The 13,839-nt window shown below is 62.2% G+C and carries 21 protein-coding genes and 1 pseudogene; 12 read left to right on the top strand and 10 right to left on the bottom strand.

What is annotated here, in order from left to right; genetic code table 11:
• Positions 1-56: 56 nt before the first annotated feature.
• Positions 57-509, bottom strand: a complete 453-nt coding sequence (locus ACE10W_RS28990; protein WP_304564131.1) for an Hsp20 family protein — start codon at positions 507-509, stop codon at positions 57-59.
• Between the two features lie 481 nt (positions 510-990).
• Between ACE10W_RS28990 and ACE10W_RS28985 the strand changes: the two genes are divergently transcribed.
• The 4 genes from ACE10W_RS28985 (at position 991) to ACE10W_RS28970 (ending at position 3,304) form a co-directional block, all read left to right on the top strand.
• Entirely contained in the window at positions 991-1,446 is a 456-nt protein-coding gene (locus ACE10W_RS28985; RefSeq protein ID WP_028160472.1) for an Hsp20 family protein, read from the top strand.
• A gap of 67 nt (positions 1,447-1,513) precedes the next feature.
• A complete protein-coding gene (locus ACE10W_RS28980) occupies positions 1,514-1,843 on the top strand; it encodes a hypothetical protein (RefSeq protein WP_011087974.1) in 330 nt (109 codons plus the stop codon).
• Positions 1,844-1,853: 10 nt separating this feature from the next.
• Positions 1,854-2,075 (top strand): hypothetical protein, encoded by a 222-nt coding sequence (locus tag ACE10W_RS28975; RefSeq protein ID WP_028160473.1) that lies wholly within the window; start codon positions 1,854-1,856, stop codon positions 2,073-2,075.
• Positions 2,072-3,304: a glycosyltransferase family 4 protein gene (locus ACE10W_RS28970; RefSeq protein WP_011087973.1), complete on the top strand. Its 1,233-nt coding sequence runs from the start codon at positions 2,072-2,074 to the stop codon at positions 3,302-3,304. Before ACE10W_RS28975 ends, ACE10W_RS28970 begins: the two co-directional genes overlap by 4 nt.
• A gap of 193 nt (positions 3,305-3,497) precedes the next feature.
• On the opposite strand, the gene ACE10W_RS28965 is transcribed toward ACE10W_RS28970, so the two are convergent.
• Positions 3,498-3,749 (bottom strand): hypothetical protein, encoded by a 252-nt coding sequence (locus tag ACE10W_RS28965; protein WP_231166504.1) that lies wholly within the window; start codon positions 3,747-3,749, stop codon positions 3,498-3,500.
• 43 nt (positions 3,750-3,792) lie between these two features.
• Between ACE10W_RS28965 and ACE10W_RS28960 the strand changes: the two genes are divergently transcribed.
• Positions 3,793-4,131: a PRC-barrel domain-containing protein gene (locus tag ACE10W_RS28960; protein WP_028171497.1), complete on the top strand. Its 339-nt coding sequence runs from the start codon at positions 3,793-3,795 to the stop codon at positions 4,129-4,131.
• Between the two features lie 78 nt (positions 4,132-4,209).
• Complete coding sequence (locus ACE10W_RS28955; protein WP_039184693.1) at positions 4,210-4,605, top strand: response regulator; 396 nt, start codon at positions 4,210-4,212, stop codon at positions 4,603-4,605.
• 74 nt (positions 4,606-4,679) lie between these two features.
• On the opposite strand, the gene ACE10W_RS28950 is transcribed toward ACE10W_RS28955, so the two are convergent.
• The 4 genes from ACE10W_RS28950 to ACE10W_RS28935 form a co-directional block, all read right to left on the bottom strand.
• The gene (locus ACE10W_RS28950; protein WP_028171498.1) at positions 4,680-4,895 is read right to left on the bottom strand and encodes a hypothetical protein; all 216 of its coding nucleotides are present in this window, start codon (positions 4,893-4,895) and stop codon (positions 4,680-4,682) included.
• Between the two features lie 396 nt (positions 4,896-5,291).
• Positions 5,292-5,618 (bottom strand): hypothetical protein, encoded by a 327-nt coding sequence (locus ACE10W_RS28945; RefSeq protein WP_028171499.1) that lies wholly within the window; start codon positions 5,616-5,618, stop codon positions 5,292-5,294.
• 91 nt (positions 5,619-5,709) lie between these two features.
• Positions 5,710-6,201: an Hsp20/alpha crystallin family protein gene (locus ACE10W_RS28940; RefSeq protein ID WP_028171500.1), complete on the bottom strand. Its 492-nt coding sequence runs from the start codon at positions 6,199-6,201 to the stop codon at positions 5,710-5,712.
• Positions 6,202-6,284: 83 nt separating this feature from the next.
• Positions 6,285-6,746, bottom strand: coding sequence for an Hsp20 family protein (locus ACE10W_RS28935; RefSeq protein ID WP_060912337.1), 462 nt, complete (start codon positions 6,744-6,746; stop codon positions 6,285-6,287).
• 380 nt (positions 6,747-7,126) lie between these two features.
• Between ACE10W_RS28935 and ACE10W_RS28930 the strand changes: the two genes are divergently transcribed.
• The gene (locus ACE10W_RS28930; RefSeq protein ID WP_375762218.1) at positions 7,127-7,357 is read left to right on the top strand and encodes a hypothetical protein; all 231 of its coding nucleotides are present in this window, start codon (positions 7,127-7,129) and stop codon (positions 7,355-7,357) included.
• Positions 7,341-7,571 (top strand): hypothetical protein, encoded by a 231-nt coding sequence (locus ACE10W_RS28925; RefSeq protein WP_271552102.1) that lies wholly within the window; start codon positions 7,341-7,343, stop codon positions 7,569-7,571. Before ACE10W_RS28930 ends, ACE10W_RS28925 begins: the two co-directional genes overlap by 17 nt.
• 135 nt (positions 7,572-7,706) lie before the next feature.
• On the opposite strand, the pseudogene ACE10W_RS28920 reads toward ACE10W_RS28925, so the two are convergent.
• A pseudogene (locus ACE10W_RS28920) lies at positions 7,707-7,883 on the bottom strand (DNA ligase); the annotation flags it as partial.
• 78 nt (positions 7,884-7,961) lie between these two features.
• Between ACE10W_RS28920 and ACE10W_RS28915 the strand changes: the two are divergent.
• The 4 genes from ACE10W_RS28915 to ACE10W_RS28900 all read left to right on the top strand — a co-directional run bounded on the left by ACE10W_RS28915 (position 7,962) and on the right by ACE10W_RS28900 (position 10,008).
• Positions 7,962-8,201 carry a hypothetical protein gene (locus ACE10W_RS28915; protein ID WP_271552103.1) on the top strand — a complete coding sequence of 80 codons (240 nt, stop codon included), beginning with the start codon at positions 7,962-7,964 and terminating at the stop codon, positions 8,199-8,201.
• Between the two features lie 32 nt (positions 8,202-8,233).
• On the top strand, positions 8,234-8,971 hold the full coding sequence (locus ACE10W_RS28910; protein WP_271552104.1) for an HAD family hydrolase: 738 nt from the start codon (positions 8,234-8,236) through the stop codon (positions 8,969-8,971).
• 396 nt (positions 8,972-9,367) lie between these two features.
• Positions 9,368-9,550: a hypothetical protein gene (locus ACE10W_RS28905; RefSeq protein ID WP_162185844.1), complete on the top strand. Its 183-nt coding sequence runs from the start codon at positions 9,368-9,370 to the stop codon at positions 9,548-9,550.
• 194 nt (positions 9,551-9,744) lie between these two features.
• A complete protein-coding gene (locus ACE10W_RS28900) occupies positions 9,745-10,008 on the top strand; it encodes a hypothetical protein (RefSeq protein WP_028171502.1) in 264 nt (87 codons plus the stop codon).
• A 755-nt stretch (positions 10,009-10,763) separates the two neighbouring features.
• Here the strand turns inward: ACE10W_RS28900 and ACE10W_RS28895 are convergent.
• The 3 genes from ACE10W_RS28895 to ACE10W_RS28885 form a co-directional block, all read right to left on the bottom strand.
• Positions 10,764-10,886, bottom strand: coding sequence for a hypothetical protein (locus tag ACE10W_RS28895; RefSeq protein WP_257784482.1), 123 nt, complete (start codon positions 10,884-10,886; stop codon positions 10,764-10,766).
• Between the two features lie 94 nt (positions 10,887-10,980).
• The gene (locus tag ACE10W_RS28890) at positions 10,981-12,000 is read right to left on the bottom strand and encodes an ATP-dependent DNA ligase (RefSeq protein ID WP_304564132.1); all 1,020 of its coding nucleotides are present in this window, start codon (positions 11,998-12,000) and stop codon (positions 10,981-10,983) included.
• A 423-nt stretch (positions 12,001-12,423) separates the two neighbouring features.
• Positions 12,424-13,401 carry an MFS transporter gene (locus ACE10W_RS28885; RefSeq protein ID WP_271552105.1) on the bottom strand — a complete coding sequence of 326 codons (978 nt, stop codon included), beginning with the start codon at positions 13,399-13,401 and terminating at the stop codon, positions 12,424-12,426.
• Positions 13,402-13,839: the final 438 nt, after the last annotated feature.

Genomic DNA, 13,839 nt, shown 5'->3' with positions numbered 1-13,839 from the left:
CAGCAGTCCGCAGCGCGGACCTAGCCGCGCAGCGGTTCGATGGGCAGCAGCCAGTGTCAGGCCGCCTGCCTCCGATCGCTCCTCTGGTGGTCGTTGCCGGCAACGTCGATCGCGATTTGACGCGGCTTCAGCGCCTCCGGCATTTCCCGAGTCAGGGCAATCCTGAGCAGGCCGTCTTCGAACGTCGCGTCCTTGACCTGGACGTAGTCGGCCAGGTTGAATACGCGCCGGAAGGGCCGGACGGAGATTCCACGATACAGGTAGTCGCGTTCATCCTCGTCGGTCTTGCGGCCTTCGACCGTGAGCGTCGAGCGCTCTGCGGTGATCGCCACGTCGTCCGGGGTGAAGCCGACCAGCGCCAGCGAAATCCGGTACTGGTCCTCGCTGGTGCGCTCGATATCATACGGCGGGTAAGTGTCGCCGTTGTCTACCGTATCGTTCACCAGATTTAAGAGGCGGTCGAACCCGATGGTCGAACGCCAGAAGGGTGATAGATCGTAGGTTCTCATAACCACATCCTCCTCTGAGCAATATGGATAGGAGCAACATCGGATTCTGCCCGATGGCGTCTGCCGGACCCGAGAGGCATCCGGCGCCACGCACCCGCGTGGCTGCACAAAAACTAGGATGGGGCGATTTTGTTTCAAGAGGAGTGTAGGACAGAGAAGCGACCGGCCGACGGACCGGTCATGCCACACGAAGGCTCCTGGAAAGTCGAACATCGCCGCGTCGGCCGACGACGGGCAAAGACTCGGAGCGGGCCTCATGTAGCCCCGCCCTGGTGGCACTGCGGAAGCCCGTTATCTAGACGGCCCCGGATGGCTGAAAATTTTCCGGCCCTCCCTTGAAACCAAACTCGGTTTCTCTAATTTTCGAGTCGCCGCCGCAGGGCGGCTCTCCGGGCGCCTGACGGGCTCGGCGAATCCAGAGACGGGCACCGGTCGTGTCCGGTGCCGCTCGTAACCATTTTGCTCCGTGGAGGATCTGGCTATGCGCAGTTACGACTTCTCACCGCTCTGGCGTTCGACCATCGGTTTCGACCGCCTTTTCGACCTCGCTGAATCCGCCCAGCGCGCGACCGAGGACAATTACCCGCCCTACAACATCGAACGGCTCGGCGACGATCGCTACCAGATTTCGCTCGCGGTGGCCGGCTTCTCTCCCGACGAAATCTCGGTGACGGCCGAGCAGAACGTCGTGACGATCGAGGGCAACAAGACGGACAAGACTGAACGCGAATTTATGTACCGCGGCATCTCGACCCGCGCGTTCAAGCGCCAGTTCAACCTGGCCGACTACGTTCAGGTCAAGAACGCGTCCTTCGACAACGGTCTGCTCAAGATCGAACTCGTCCGGGAGATTCCCGAGGCCATGAAGCCGCGACGGATCGCCATCAATGGAGCGACGCCGGACAACCTGCACAAGCTCGAATCCAGGGCGGCTTGAACCAGTACGTATTGCGGCGGCCCGGTCTACGGGCCGTCCATCCACTCGTCTTCGAAGGGAGGAAAACATGCGGCCGACGACCGCCACCGACAACGTCTTCGACTTCCAAGCGCTCCTGCACCCCGGCACCGTCTTCGAGCATCCCAAGGACGTGGTTAGGCATCCGTCGCTTTCGCTGGCCGAGAAGCGGGCGATCCTCGCCTCCTGGGCTTCCGACGCTTCGGCGATTGCGTCATGTCCGGGGCTTCGTGCGCCCCATGGACTGAAGGCGCCTGTCAGCATCGATGCCATCCTGGATGCATTATGCGATCTGGATGGCGGCCCACGCAATCCGCGAAATCCGCCCGGCGGAAAGCCAAAGCGACGGTTTTCCACGTCGCGGGTGCTGGCGGCGTGAGGAGGATCCCATGGAAGATATCCGTCTACCCCGTTACGTAATCGACCGTCTGGAGCAGCGCTGGACGAGCCGGTTGCAACAGGATGCGAAGACCTGGAGCATCGACAGAAAGAAGCCCGTGCAGGCGCGCCACGTCCAGACCGACGGCTCGCGGGTCATCCCCGCGCTCGGGGCCACTGAACTGGCGTCGGCCTTTAACGGGTGTGACTGGCTGTACGGGAGGAATGAATGAGGATCGCGCAGATTGCGCCGCTCTTCGAGAGCGTCCCGCCACGGCTGTATGGCGGAACGGAGCGGGTCGTTTCATATTTGACCGAGGAGCTGATCAGGCAAGGTCATCAGGTCACGCTTTTCGCCAGCGGCGATTCCATCACCTCCGCCGAACTCGTTCCGTGCGTGCCCCGGGCGTTGCGCCTCGATCCGGACGCCCGCGACCCGATCCCGCATCACGCGCTGATGCTCGACAAGGTGCGGGAGCGCGCTGACGATTTCGACATCCTGCACTTTCACGTCGACTACTTGCACTTTCCTCTGTTCCGATCGGAGTCCGGACGGACAGTGACGACGCTGCATGGCCGGCAGGACCTTGCCGATCACATGCCGTTCTATCGCTGGTTTTCGGAGATGCCGCTGATCTCCATCTCCAACGCGCAACGGGCGCCATTGCCCAGCGCGAAATTCGTCGGAACCGTATATCACGGCATCCCGGTCGATCTTCACAAGTCGACCTGGACGTCGGCGGGCGGCTACCTTGCGTTTCTTGGTCGCATCTCGCCCGAGAAACGGCCCGACCGCGCCATTGCCATTGCGCGGGCTGCGGGCGTGCCGCTTAAGATTGCGGCGAAGGTTGATAAGGTCGACGAGGCCTACTTCCAGCAGGTCATCGCGCCACTCTTGAACGGGACGGACGTCGAGTTCGTTGGCGAGATCAACGAGAGCGCCAAGACCGAGTTTCTCGGCCGGGCGGCCGGATTGCTTTTCCCCATCGATTGGCCCGAGCCGTTCGGGCTGGTCATGATCGAGGCCATGGCCTGCGGAACGCCGGTGCTTGCCTTCCGCTGCGGATCGGTCCCGGAGATCGTCGAGGACGGGCTGACCGGGCGCATCGTCTCAAGCCTCGATGAGGCGGTGCAGGCCATTCCAGAGCTGTTGGCGTTGGACCGGAAAGCGATCCGGATGCGCTTCGAGGAGCGGTTCTCCTCCCGTCGCATGGCATCGGACTACGTGAAAATTTACCACTCCATTCTCCGTAGCCACGCTGCGCGGCAGACCAAGATTTCGGCCGTTGCCGCCTTATCCGCGAAGGCCGCGCGTAGTTTGGAAGGGTCGCCCGCGATAGGTCGGCTGGATGCGCTTGAACAGGTCATCATGCGACCCGAAGAAGGTCGTCGGAAGGGCGCAGCGGGGGCGAAGCAAAAACGAACTTCAGGATGTGGCGCGAGCCTGGGGCTGGAGGCCTGAATTCCGTCGGCGTCCTTGTCCGGCGATCGCCATCACAGGGCGCTAAGATCCGCACTCCCCGTGGCTGGTCCTGAGGCGTGTGCGGCCTAGTGCCGTGCAAGCTCCGACGATGCCGCCCCAGCCTTGCCTCCGTTCCACCCTTTTGATCACCGGCCGATGCCCTTCAGGACCTGCTGCATCTGCCGATCTACGTTTACGCGGTAGCCGCCGCTCGGCCCGCGTCAGTGATCCGGTATTCGATATCGCCAGATGGAAGCGGCTCGGTTTCCACGAGACCCAGCTCCACCAGCCGTGCCACGATCTCATGGTCGAACATCGGCGGGCTGACCCAGGATTCGCCGAGCAGCTTCCTCAAAAATTCGCGCTCCAGCTCGGCCAGCTCCATCCTCGAACTCCGCTCATCCAGAACAAGGCCACCGACGCTTTCAGCCAGGAACGGGGCCATCGTCCTCCCGTTGACTCCAGAAGACAACATCCGGGAGGTCAACATGACCATGGAAGATCGCGAGACCTTCAGCCTGATCGGAAGCGACAAGGTCGAGGGCACGAATGTCTACGGGGTCGACGGCGAAAAGGTCGGCTACGTCGAGCGCGTCATGATCGACAAGATCAGCGGCAAGGTGTCGTACGCGGTGCTGAGCTTCGGCGGCCTGCTCGGCATCGGCGACGATCACTATCCGCTGCCCTGGCAGGCGCTGAAGTACGACACCAACCTCGGCGGCTATGTCACCGGCATCACCCAGTATGCCGACGAGAGCAGTTGGAATTGGAGCGACCCCGCCACCACGCGCTCCGTGAACGCCTACTACGGCGTGCCGGTGGCTTGAGGCGGCACGAGCTGTCCGATGCCGGGTCTGCCGCGAACGCGGCGCGCGGCCGTAAGGCGAGGGAAAGGAGATTTGGAAGTGGGCGATCCCGTTCGCGTGCTGGTCGTAGAGGATGAAGCTCCGATCTGCAGTTTCATCGAGGACGCCCTATCGGACGGCGGCTTCCAGGCCTGCATGGTCCATTCGGGAGAGGCGGCCCTGTCCACCTTTCGCGATGGCCGGGAGCGGTGTCGCGCGCTGCTGACCGACGTCAATCCGGGTGACGGCATCAGCGGATGGGAGCTGGCCCGGCAGATCAGGGAAATCACGCCTGACTTTCCCGTGGTCTACATGACGGGCGCCAACGCGCGAGAGTGGGAATCGCAGGGTGTTGCGGACAGCGTGCTGATCGAGAAGCCGTTCGTGCCGGCGCAATTGGCTGCCGCGGTGTGTCGCAGCTACTCGACACGCCTATCTGAACTGGGATCGTGCTAAGGCTCTCGAACCTTTTCGATCGGGCCTTCGGCAGTGGACGGCGGATCAGGGGAAGCTGCGCACGAGGTCGTCAGTTAGGGTGGCGATCCCTTCGCCGCGCGAGCGGCCGCTACCGCCATCCAATCTCGCAGCAGGCCTCTGTCCTCCTTCGAAAAAGACGCGCGCCGCTTGAGATCCTCCAGGGTCTCGCCTGGATGACATCGCTCGAAATCCTGGCGGATCAAGGACTCGAGGTAGGTCCGGTCCCAAGCGCCGCCTGAATCGAAATGCTGGCGTGAATCGGCCTTCATGATTGTCTCTCGGCGCACTCGGTCGAAGGCGCCCGGATGCGGACAACGGCAAGAGCGATTGTTTGGTTCACGACGGGTTTGCTCATGTCGACTATGATGAACGGCGTCAAGACCGCCGATCGGGCCAAGTGAGAGGCGCTCTAGCCGCCAAGGGCGAGGGGGGAGAGGTCCCTCAAGCCTCGCCCGATCCGGGTAGGGCCGTGGCCTGCGAGACGATGCGCAGCGGCGGCAACGGTGCTCGTCGGACCGGGACGCTGGAGAAGGCTTGCCGCCTTTGGCTTCGTATTGCTTCGCCAGCGCCAGCTCCCAACTCGCTCATGAAAGCAATGAGCGGAACGGCCCACGTCGCCGAAGCATGCCCCAGCAGAACCATCGTCACGACAGCCTGCGTGAGCATCATGCGGAGCTCCGCTGCGCGGCGGCCCAGGGCCGCCGCAGCCGCATCGGCACGCCCCCGGGGGGCGGCGGATCGTCCTCGCCGTCGAGCCGCCGCAGAGCCGCGAGGATGTCGGCGAGCCGGATTGTGTGGCCCATGCCGGGAATCTCGCGAAGCGCGGGACAGGATTCGACGGCGAACATGTCGGACGCCCAAGACGACAGGATGATCCGCTTCTCCGGCGCGGAGAGCTCGCTATCGTTCAGGACATCCTCCGGAGACGCATAGTGTGCGGCCGGATGGAAGAATGGATTGAGATTGCCGTTGTTCGTGTTGGTGTCGCTCATCGGTTGGTCTCCCTTTACCTTTACGCTCCTTTCTTAGGGAAGGTGTCGCTCGTCTGACGGGCGGACGGCGGCGCGGCCGCCCCCGTCGTCGTTACTGCGCGTTGATCGCGATCCGCTTGACGCCGGCCCGCGGGTTCTCGGACTTCGGCAGCGAGATCGTCAGGACGCCGTTCTTGAACGAGGCCTGGGCCTTGTCCTCCGCGACGTCCTCGAGCGCGATCTGCCGCTGGAACGAGCCGTAGTAGCGCTCGGTGAAGTATCTGCCTTCGTCCTTGCGCTCGCTCTTCTTCTCGCCGCGGATGGTCAGCACCCCGTTCGCGATTTCGATCTGGACGTCCTTCTCCGTCATGCCGGGAAGCTCGGCCGAGATCGTCAGCGTCTTGTCGGTCTCGCTGAGCTCGATCTTGGGCCAGCCGAATTGCCCTTCCATGGGCGGCGACAGGGCCGCCCTGCCGAAGCCGCGGAAGACATCGTCGAACAGTCGGTTCATTTCGCGATGCAGCGTCATGAACGGATCGTGGCTGCCGCGCGCCGGCGCGAGCTCCTGGTTTCTGGACCAGGGAATGAGATCACGAACTGCCATGGTTTTTCTCCTTCGTTGCATGGGCCAGGGAGCGCGGCCGCGCTTGCGCGCGCCGCGTTCCGCTGTCGAACCTCGATCAGGCGTCAGGCTGCCTTCTTCTGCTCGATCTGCGAGGCGGGAGAGGCGCCGCTTCCGATCTGGACCCGGCGCGGCTTCATGGCTTCCGGCACCTCGCGGACGAGATCGATGATCAGCAGTCCGTCGCGGAAGGAGGCCTCCTTCACCTGAACGTAGTCGGCGAGGTTGAACACGCGCCGGAAAGGACGCGCGGCGATGCCCCGGTACAGGTATTCGCCGGCCGCTTCCTCGGGCTTCCTGCCCTCGATAGTGAGCGCATTCTGCTCGGCCGTCACGGCGATGTCGTCGGCACCGAAGCCGGCGACGGCGACCGAGATCCGGTAGTGATCCTCGCTGGTGCGTTCGATGTTGTACGGGGGATAGTGGTCTTCGCTCGCCTGGCGGAGCGTGCTGTCGACGAGGTCGGCCAGGTGGTCGAAGCCGATAGTGGAGCGCCACAGGGGCGCGAAGTCAAAGGTGGTCCTCATAACCAAGTCCTCCAAAGAGCAAGATGGATACAAGGAGCGCAAGGCTGGAGTCAGAGCGGGTCTGGTACCCGGCCGGGCGCCCGTGCCGGACCCGTGAAGGCGCCCGGCACACCGCTGTCGCGGCGAAAAATCAATTAGAAAAACGAGAAGTGGTTTCAAGGGGCGGATCGAAAAAAATGATGTGGCGCTCGGTCGCGGTGCAGAGCCGCGGCCATTGCGGCACCGCAAACGCCGCTTGGTGATCTGGCCGAGGGTTTGGATGTTCGGCGACCGCCGGACACTTGACTCCGGTATCGCCCCGAATATTTTTGCGCCGGGAAATTCTCTTTCCCGGTTTTCTAAACACAGAAGGACCGTGACGACCGTCAGGAGTGACGACGATGCTCGACGAAGATCTGCCGCGCATTCGTGCGCACCGCAACAACATCCACCGCTATCGACGTCTGCTTCGGACTAGGCTATCGGAGCTGGAACGTCAGTTCATCGAACGGCGGCTCGCCGAGGAGCAGACCGCGCTCGATGCTCTGGCCGCCGAATTCCCCGTCGCTTTCACGCTTCCGGAAGGTCAGGATCCACAAGGATGGGGGTTGGGCGATGAGCGACGTCCATGAGCTCCTCATCCGCGGCAGCGAAAGGGTCATCGGACACTATCGCCTCCTGCTGGCGCGTGCCAAAACCGAAAGCGAGCGCCAACTCTATCGGAGCCGGATCGCGTTAGCAGCGGCTGCTCCACGGCGGTTCACCGGATCGGTTCGCAGCGTGAGCGGGATGTTCTTCTATTGGCCGGTGTGGGATGGCGTTCCGCTCTCGTCCGACGGTCCCTGAAGACGTGCCGTCACCGTGGCGGGGTTTTGCCTATGCTTCAGGCTGAGCGCATCACCACCCGATGGAGCTCAGCGGGGGTGGTTAGCCCACTTTCGAGCGCCTTGTCCGCCCATCGCCAAAAGCGGAAGGCATCCATCACAGGTCCTCCCGCAGTTCCTTTGAAGAAGGGGTTCCGGACCTTGCCCTCTGCCGACTTCGCCCGGTACTCGATCTCCGCCAGAAGCTTCGGCTCGACCCAGATACCTCTGGGATGCGTTTGGTGTAGGGTTGCGTCCTTCGGATGAGAGGCTTCAGTCGCTTCTGCAGGTCAGCGCCGGGACGCAGCGGAAGACTGCGTAGGAACGAGCCGTCGGGAGATCGGTTGCTTTGACACCATCATAGGAGGGCCGCATGGATATGAAAGAAACCTCGGCAATGACGGAAGCTTCCGGGCTGACGGATAATGACGGCGGCATAGAGCAGGCCTCATCGAGGCCGATCCGCCAAGCGGATGCGAGCCGTCGCCCGTCGCATTCGCAGGATGCTGCGATGCGCTGGGCCGAACAGTTGCGCGAGATGACTTTGAAGGCGCCGCTGCAATCCCTGTTTGTGGCGTTTCTGCTTGGGATCTGGGTCGCGCGTCGGCGCTAGGCGCCCCCTTCCTTGGGACCGGAAACCTTGCGATGCCCAAAGCCGCCATCTTCGATCTCGACGGGACCTTACTGGACTCGGTCGACCTGCACGCGCTCGCCTGGCAGGAGGCGATGGTCGAATTCGGCCACGACGTCACGTTCGAGCAGGCGCGAAGCCAGATCGGGAAAGGCGGAGACAAGCTCATTCCTGTGTTTCTCTCTGAGGCCGCGCAACGGGACCATGGCAAGACACTCGATGAGTGGCGCGGCAAGCGCTTCAAGTCGGCGTATCTACCGCTCGTCCGTCCTTTCTCGGCTGTTCCGGACCTTTTGCGGCGCGCGCGAGGCGCAGGACTTCGCATCGCCATCGCTTCCTCCGCTAAGAAGGACGAGCTGGAGAAGTACCTTACCATTGCTGGAATCGTCGATCTGGTGGACGTCGCGACCTCGTCCGAAGACGTCGACGAGTCCAAGCCGGCACCGGACATCTTCGAAATCGTGCTGGAGAAGCTCGGCATCGAGGGCGGCGCAGCGGTCGCAATCGGCGACACGCCGTACGACTCCATCGCGGCTGGCAAGGCAGGTATCCCGACCATCGGCGTCCTCTGCGGCGGCTTTACGGAAAGCTCGCTGCGGGATGCCGGTTGCGTCGATGTGTACCCCGGGCCGGCCACCCTTTATGCACGCTTCGATGACACGCCGCTCGCGGATAAGACGACGGCGGGCTCCGTGGCTATTCCTGCAGCGGCGGCCCGTTGGAGGCGAGGCTCAGTAAGAAAAAAATTGTAAGCCAGAGCGTCAAGTATCGCCGAGCAGAGTGAGATCCAAGCCGAAGCCGAACGCCAGCGATGATAACCGGGATGACAAATAACAAGGACACATTCGGAATGGACACCACCTACCGTCACAGTCGTCGCCACGCGGTCATCGCAATTGAAGCAAGAGAGTGCATCCACTCCGATGCCATGGGATCGGCATTCGGCGTCTGAATGACGTACGACTGCAGTTTCGATTCAAAATCAACTACCGTTTCGACTCCCATTGGCACTTGAGTTTGCGTTTGCTCGAGCGGCTTGCAGCGACAGGGTTATGGATCGACGCCGACGGGCTGATGCTGACGGTCAGAGGGCGACCTGGTAGTGGTCGAGACGGGGCGCCACTCCTGAGCAACGGCCCGTGCGAAACATGATTCATCTCGCCGGAAGTCCGGCCGCGGACAGCGTGGCCCTTCCCGGCATTGAAAGAGTGTGGATCGTTGAGACTGCGGAAAAAGTGCTTTTCCGGATGCTGGCTGACCCGATGGAGGCGCGCAGTTCGGCGAAGGCCACACATCCATCGCCCGGTGCCCAAAAGGGCAAACTGAATTAGCGGATAGCGCACCAACCTCTCAGCAGGTTTGGTGCTGGCTTGGATCCATCACAAATCGGGGAACTCCGAACTGTCGGGCGAGTTACAGAACCGCCGAGGGGATGAAGGATGAGCGATCGTGTGCGCAGTAGCGCACGGCGTTTCTCTTGATCGCACTCGTCCTCCATTCGGCAGTACAAAATGGAGAGGCGACAATGAAAGCACCACTTCTTCTTGCTGGCGCATTAATCATCGGATGCGCCGCCCCAGCATTAGCAGATGAGTACTACGTCGTACAAGGTCCGAGCCATCAATGCACGATTACCACCACACGTCCGGCGGACAAGGAAGTCGTGACGCAGATCGGTCCGATGGCCTTCAAGACCCGCGTGGAAGCTGAAGACCGCATCAAGCAGACCAAAGTCTGCGAGGAAGGCACTGTTGGTAGCAGCAGCACGACCGTTATCAAAGAGAAGTAACCGACGGCCTTGGCGAATTCGAGAAGGGTCGCGCCTATTCCTCTCGGCGCGACTTTTTGTTTGCAGGACACCTAGCTGGAGCAGCGGTTCTGATGCTTGAGCCAACCGCTCCTGCGGCTGTGACGTATTGCGAATGTTGGTGACTGGCGGGCCACCTGTGCGCGGCGGTGGTGGCATTCCCTCGTGCATCAGCGTCATCTCGCTTCCGGCTTCCGTGTTTCGGATCATAGGCGCTGGATAGGGCATCGGCGGCGAGTTGTCGACGTAAGGGTTGACTACTTCGAAGAGCGCGAGGACACGTGCGGTCACTAGAAACCAAGATGTCCAGGGGGCAATTGCTTCGCTACGACCACAGGGAGGACGCGCATGGACATGAGGGAGCCTCTGCAATGACGGAAGCCTCTGTCCTCGTGAACGATCAGGGCGGTATTGAGCTCGGTTTCGAAGCGATGCGGCGAGAGGGATGTGGTAGGGACGCCAGGCCGACGCGAGCCGGATTCCCAACAGACAGCACTGCGGTTGTCCGACCGTTTGCGCAAGATGGCCGTGGAGGCGCCGCTGCAATCGCTCTTGCTGGCGTTCTTATTGGGAGTATTGGTAGCCCGTCGGCGTTAGCGGAGGGCGAATGATGGAGCTGCGCAGGGAGACGGGCGACCCGACGCGGTCGCCGCGGCCATGGCAAAGCCGGGCGTGGCCCTAAAGCGCTCCGCAGGATCGAGGTGCGCTTCGCCGAACAGTCTGACCTGCCGACTGACCTACGTCGGCGACAGGCGTTCGCGATGAAAATCTTCTTCTCTGGAAATAGCTTCGGCTGGATACTGGATCAGGTCCTTGGCCATCAGCATTCCGAGGAGGACGATCATGGCAATCCAGATCATGATGGACCGTACCGGCGACAGGTGAGGCGGTCTTCGGCGATCAGCACGTCGAGAGGGAGCGCGAGGGCAGCCAAGCTGTCCGGCGTAGACGTTCCTACACTGGAGCACGAAGCAATGCCGCAGGCAGAACCGAATACTGTTCAAGTTGGTCCATAGTGCATTGGCGCGGCTTTTTGTCAGGACGCCACCGGATGATCGTGGTGCCGTGGCGAAATCGTCCGGCGGTGAAGTGGTCATAGGAAACTTCAACAACGAATTTCGGTTTCACCGACTGCCATTCCGTCGATCGTTTGGTCGACCACCGGCTGCGGCCGCCGGGCGCGTTTCCGGTGAAGCTGTGGTCGCTCACGATGGTCTCAAGCTGATCCGTCAAAGCCGCCTTCGCTGCAGACTTGAGCCCGGACGTGAACCCGACATGGTTCAATTGGCCCTTTTCATCATAGAGGCCCAACAAGAGAGAGCCTACGACTTTGCGCCCGGCAGTACGCCTCTCTCCGTAGCGAAAACCCCCAATCACGCAGTCCGCGGAGCGGATGCGTTTGATCTTTCGCATGCCTTCGCGATTGCCGGTCTGGTAGGGAAGATCGATGCGTTTGGCGATGACACCATCGCTACCACCACCGGCCCGAGCGAGCCACCGTTCGGCATCGGTATGATTTCGACTTGCCGGAGAGAGGACAAAGATCTCGCTGCGCTTGAAATGCCGTTTGGCGAACCGTTCCAGCGCAGGGCGCCGTTTCGTGAGCGGGAGCCCCGCAATGTCGTCGGTCCCGCAGCCAAGAAGATCAAACGCGAGAAATACGGCCGGCGTTTCCGTGGCAAGCCGTTTGACGCGGCTTGCCGCTGGGTGGATGCGCTGCAGCAGATCATCGAACGAAAAGCGCTTGCCGATTGGAATGACTAACTCGCCGTCCAGCGCAAATTGTGTTTCGGCAAGGTTCAGGGCCGCGACTGCCACTTCCGGAAAGTAACGAGCAAGCTCTCGCCCCGATTTGGACTGCATCCGAAGGCGCGATCCGCTTCGGATCAAAAGGCAGCGAAAGTCGTCCCACTTCGGCTCATATTGCCACTCGGCCCCCCTCGGCAGGCGATCAACCGACCGGGCCTCAAGCACACTTGAAGGTGGAGTAACCGGAACGGCGGCTTTCCGTTCCAGGAAAGTGAAGGATGCTCTTGCAAGAGATTCCTCGCTCGCATTCCGAGCGTGACCTCACGAAGACCAACTAGCCGTACCAAGCGCGTCGCCTTAGACGACCAAGCTTTCCGGTCATGGCAAAAGCGGATGTCGCGGTCGGATGTTCCATCGTCCGCAACACTGCGCCAGCTCCGGTGGAAGTAGCCCGCGCTTTGACTTTGGGGGTCGACGAGAACGTCTTCTGATCCTTGCGGTGGTTTGCTGGCTTGCTGTCGCGCGGCCGCATACATTTTCCAATGTGCCGGATTCTGGAGGATCCGGTAGGGCCGCTTCGTCAAGAAGGACGGCGAGGTGACCGCAGCACGATAATGCCAGCGCGTAGCGTCCGCCAATGACCCGCGCTCATCGCGAGCCCTCCTGCGGCCCCGCCAGGACAAAGACCGGCACGGAGGCAAGTTGAGCGACGATGGAGAATGCGATCAGCGCGGCCCGCGAGTTTTCGTACAGCAGACCCGCCACGATGCTGCCGACAAGCCAGCCTACGCCGTAGCCCGCATAGTACAGTCCGAATGCGAAATTGCGCTTTCCGTCCGGCAGCACTTCAGCGACGATCGCCTTGAGTAGCGTGTCTTGGATCGCGTAGCCGACGCCCCAGAGCAGCATGCCGAACAGCACAAGCCAGAAACCGCCGAGAAACACGAAGGGCGAGAACGCCGCCGAAACGCTCACTGCGGCGATCACGACCGGAAGCCCGATGCGATCGTAGGCCTTTCCGAAGGCCAGATTCGCCAGCACGCCGAAGCCGGTCGAGATCGCGAGCATCACCGGGATCCACTGCTCGGAAGTGATCTTCGCCTTGGTCAGGTGATAGGAGATCAGTTCGAAGCTCATCAGCCCAGCGGCGAACAAGGCGCCGGCCAGCATATACAGCCAATAGGCCTTGCCGAAGTCCTTGGCCGGCGCCGTATCGCCCTGCCCAAGGCGCGACGGCAATGGGAAGCTCACCCTGGCGACCACCAACGCCACGAGCGCCATCACGGCCGAGATCGTCAGGAAGGCGTACCCGGTCCGGAAGTCCCCCTTCAGCAGGAGCACCAGCGCGATGATGAGCGGACCCAGGGTCGCACCGATCTCGTCGAGCGAGGTGTTCAGCGCGTACACCCAACCCTTGCCGAGTTCGCCCGTCGTGTAGGAGAGCATCGCCTCCACCGTGGGCTTGCGCAGCGCGCGCCCTATCCGCTCGGCGAGGACAAGCGCGGCCGCGACCTGCCAGCTTCCAGCGAGCGCCATGGCCGGCACCGCGAAGAGGTTGATGACGTAGCCGATGAACGTGATTAGCCAGTAGCGCCCAGTCCGGTCCGCCGCGTAGCCGGCAGGCAAACGCAGAGCGTAGCCGAGAAACTCGCCGAGCCCCGCCGTGACTGACGATGGCGGCGCTGGCGCCTAGCGTCGCCATGAACGGTCCGTTGATGCTGGCGCCGCCTTAGTAGGTGATGTCGGCCGAACAGGTTGACGACGCCCGTGGTCATCACGAAGAGGAACGCCGGCGAGGTTAAGCTGCCTACCTTTCGGGATTGCGACATCCGCTATTCTCCGCTTGCCTGATGGAGGCACGGCGTTCTGCAGTTACCGCGGCGTAAATTGGTTCAGGTCGTGAATGCCCATCTGCTGTTCCAGTTGGGCTACGCGGGCTGCCATCTTCTCGAAGCCGTCCTCTCGCTCGCCGGCGGACGACCATGCCGCTCATTGAAGATCTGAAGGAATACGCAGAGCGCGCCACAGGACTACGACGTCCGGGTATGCGCTTCCATCAGGTCG

The sequence above is a fragment of the Bradyrhizobium sp. B025 genome, assembly GCF_042257955.1.
GTDB classification, from domain to species: Bacteria; Pseudomonadota; Alphaproteobacteria; order Rhizobiales; family Xanthobacteraceae; genus Bradyrhizobium; species Bradyrhizobium diazoefficiens.
This window is presented reverse-complemented; position numbering and strand designations above follow the sequence as displayed.